The sequence below is a fragment of the Actinomycetota bacterium genome (assembly GCA_028698215.1).
Classification (GTDB): Bacteria; Actinomycetota; Humimicrobiia; order Humimicrobiales; family Humimicrobiaceae; genus Halolacustris.
This window is the reverse complement of sequence record JAQVDY010000061.1, coordinates 1-2,749: the sequence shown is the minus strand read 5'-3', so window position 1 is coordinate 2,749 and position 2,749 is coordinate 1. Positions and strand designations below refer to the sequence as shown.

Annotated in this window: 2 protein-coding genes; both read right to left on the bottom strand. The window is 43.2% G+C overall.

What is annotated here, in order from left to right:
• Positions 1-285: 285 nt before the first annotated feature.
• Positions 286-1,152, bottom strand: coding sequence for a sugar ABC transporter permease (locus tag PHN32_09175; GenBank protein MDD3777759.1), 867 nt, complete (start codon positions 1,150-1,152; stop codon positions 286-288).
• Positions 1,153-1,220: 68 nt separating this feature from the next.
• Positions 1,221-2,606, bottom strand: a complete 1,386-nt coding sequence (locus PHN32_09170; GenBank protein MDD3777758.1) for an extracellular solute-binding protein — start codon at positions 2,604-2,606, stop codon at positions 1,221-1,223.
• Positions 2,607-2,749 lie beyond the last annotated feature (143 nt).

Sequence of the window (2,749 nt, the reverse complement as noted above, 5' to 3'; positions counted from 1 at the left end):
AAATGGTTTTTTCGGCTTGCACCTCCTTTAGATTTATAAGATTAAATTATTTGAACATCTGAACAATTAATTATATATGGTATCGATTTCAATACTAAAATCAATTATGCCTTTTGTCAAGATTTTTTTAGGGGCTGCAGGCTGCAAGGACCAATATTTAATCAGCCTGCCGGGGACAGAAAATCATTATAAATAGCGTAAATCTAAAACCTCTTTTTATTTAATTGATAAAAAATTTTTATCTTTTGTTTAGCGGTAGAATAATTTACCGGCTGCTTTTAAAAACTATTTCTCCCTGGCTACAATTTTTAAATAGGCTATGCCGATAGCAAAGATAATCATAGAAAGCACAATAGCTATTGCAGAGCCATATCCCATCCTGAATAGGCTAAACGCTTCCTTGTACATGGATACAGCCAGGGTTTCCGAACTTCTAGCCGGACCTCCCGCAGTCATTACCCATATGATATCAAACACCTTAAAGCTTCCAATGATATTTAAAATCACCACTATAGTGGTGATGGGCTTTAGCAGGGGCAGTATTATTCTGGTAAAGGTCTGCCACTCGCTAGCTCCGTCAATCTTGGATGCTTCCAGTATTTCAGAAGGAATATTTTGCAGTCCCATTAAAAAAAGAACCATATTAAGTCCGGTTACCTGCCAGGTGCTGGCCACTACCATGGCCAGTGTATTATCCGGCACACTTAACAGCCAGGAGCGGGGGGCAGAGAAAATCCCAGTGGCTACCAGGATAGAATTAATGAGCCCGCTTCTGGAAAAAATCCAGCGCCAGATAATACCTATTCCTGCCCCGGATATGGCCAGGGGTATATAAAATATGGATTTTATCCTATTGGAAAACCAGACATTATTAATAAATACGGCCAGCAACAAACCTAATATCATGGGTATGGCTAATATGAGTACCACCCAGATTAAGGTATTTCGGGTAGAAACCAATAAATTAGCATCTGAGAAAATCCTGATGTAGTTCTTTAACCCCACAAAATTCATGGGATGCAACAGATCCCAATCAGTGAAACTGGCATATATTACAAACACCACTGGTGCTATTAAAAATAGCAGCACCATCAGCAGGGCAGGCAAAGGGTACAGGTAGTTGGTCCAGCTGCCTCTAATTCTATTATTCAAGTTCCTATCCTCCAAAAGAGTATCAGGCAGGCGCAGAACTTATGTCCTGCGCCTGTTTTATCCTATTACTATTGGCCTTCAAATTCTGCCCATGCCTGGCTGGAAAGTTGTTCCAGTTCAGCCATAACATCCATATAGCTGTCAGGGTTTAGGACAAATTTATCCAATGCGGCACAAGCGGGAAGGGTAATGGTTTCCAGGGTTGCTTCCCAGTACCTTACTATTAGTTGAGCCTCGGTATCGCTGAATACTTCATCAGCAATCTTCTTTTTAACGCTGTCCAGGTGAGCGGTATCTACATCCGCATTGGGCGGAATATAGTTCATAGCTTCAGACCATATTAGCTGGCCTTCGTCTGACAGCCAGTATTGGACAAACAGTTCTGCTGCTTCCTTATTGGCAGCATTGGCAGAAATACAGAGAGGCCCTGCCTCAAATATAACTGTCTTGGGGACTCCTGCTTCTTTGGCTGGAATTACAAACATGGAATAGTCTTCGCCGCCAGCCAGCTCAATCTGGTCAAAGTAGGCAGTAAACCAGTCGCCGCAATAGGTCATGGCCACTTCTCCCCGGGCAAACATGGGAGGGATTTCTTCACCCAGGTCTACCCCTGGATCGGTGAAATAACCTTTCTCAATCATATCTTTCCAGATAAGGAAAGTCTGCTCTACCTCTTCAGATTCATAACTCTGCTCTCCAGCACAAACTGCTTTATAGGCTTCAGGATAATTGGAAGCCAGTATCTGCTGGAACCAGAAGAAACTGGTCCATCCTCCAGTTATGGTTAAAGCTATAGGGGTAACTCCATTGGATTTAAGGGTTTCACAAACATCTACAAATTCATCCCAATTAGCAGGTTCGCTTAAGCCATACTCGTCAAAGACATTGGTGTTATAAAGCATGATCCATGAAGCTACTAGCACTGGGGCCCCATATACAGTACCATCGTAGGAAAAACTCTCCAGTATGCCTGGATTATATTTTCCCTCCAGCGGAGCATAAATGTCGGTCATGTCTGCCAACAGCCCCTCTTTAGCCAGATCCTCCAATTTAAAATTAGACCACCAGGTAAACACATCAGGACCCTGTTGGGTAGTGATGCCGGTTTTTACAGCAGCGGTATAGGTATCTATTTCTGTATAACCGGTCATCTCCACGTCTATACCTGTCTTTTCTTTAAATCCAGCAAAAACAGCATCCCATCCATTTTGCCAGCCAGGTTTATCGGTAAACAGCCTTAATGGTCCCAGGCCAGAATAATCTTCGGTTACTGTTTCTTCCGGTTCCGTTTCAGCTTCCGGCTGTTCCCCTGCTGGTTCCTCTGCCGGTTCTGCTGCTGGCTCCTCTGCTTCTGCTTCCTGCGCAGGAGGCGCAGCCTGGCCACATCCTGCCCCTATAGCCAGGAAGGATAAAGCAAAGATTATAGTAATCACTAATACGATTCCTCTTTTCATTCTTCTACCTCCTTTATATTTAATTTGTGTTGTTTCATAAAAAGCCCTTTGGGCTTATATCCCTCATCATCTTCCTGCTGCCTGGATTCTTAAACCCTGTATAAAATATTTCTGCAGGGCCAGATATAAGATGATGATCGGCA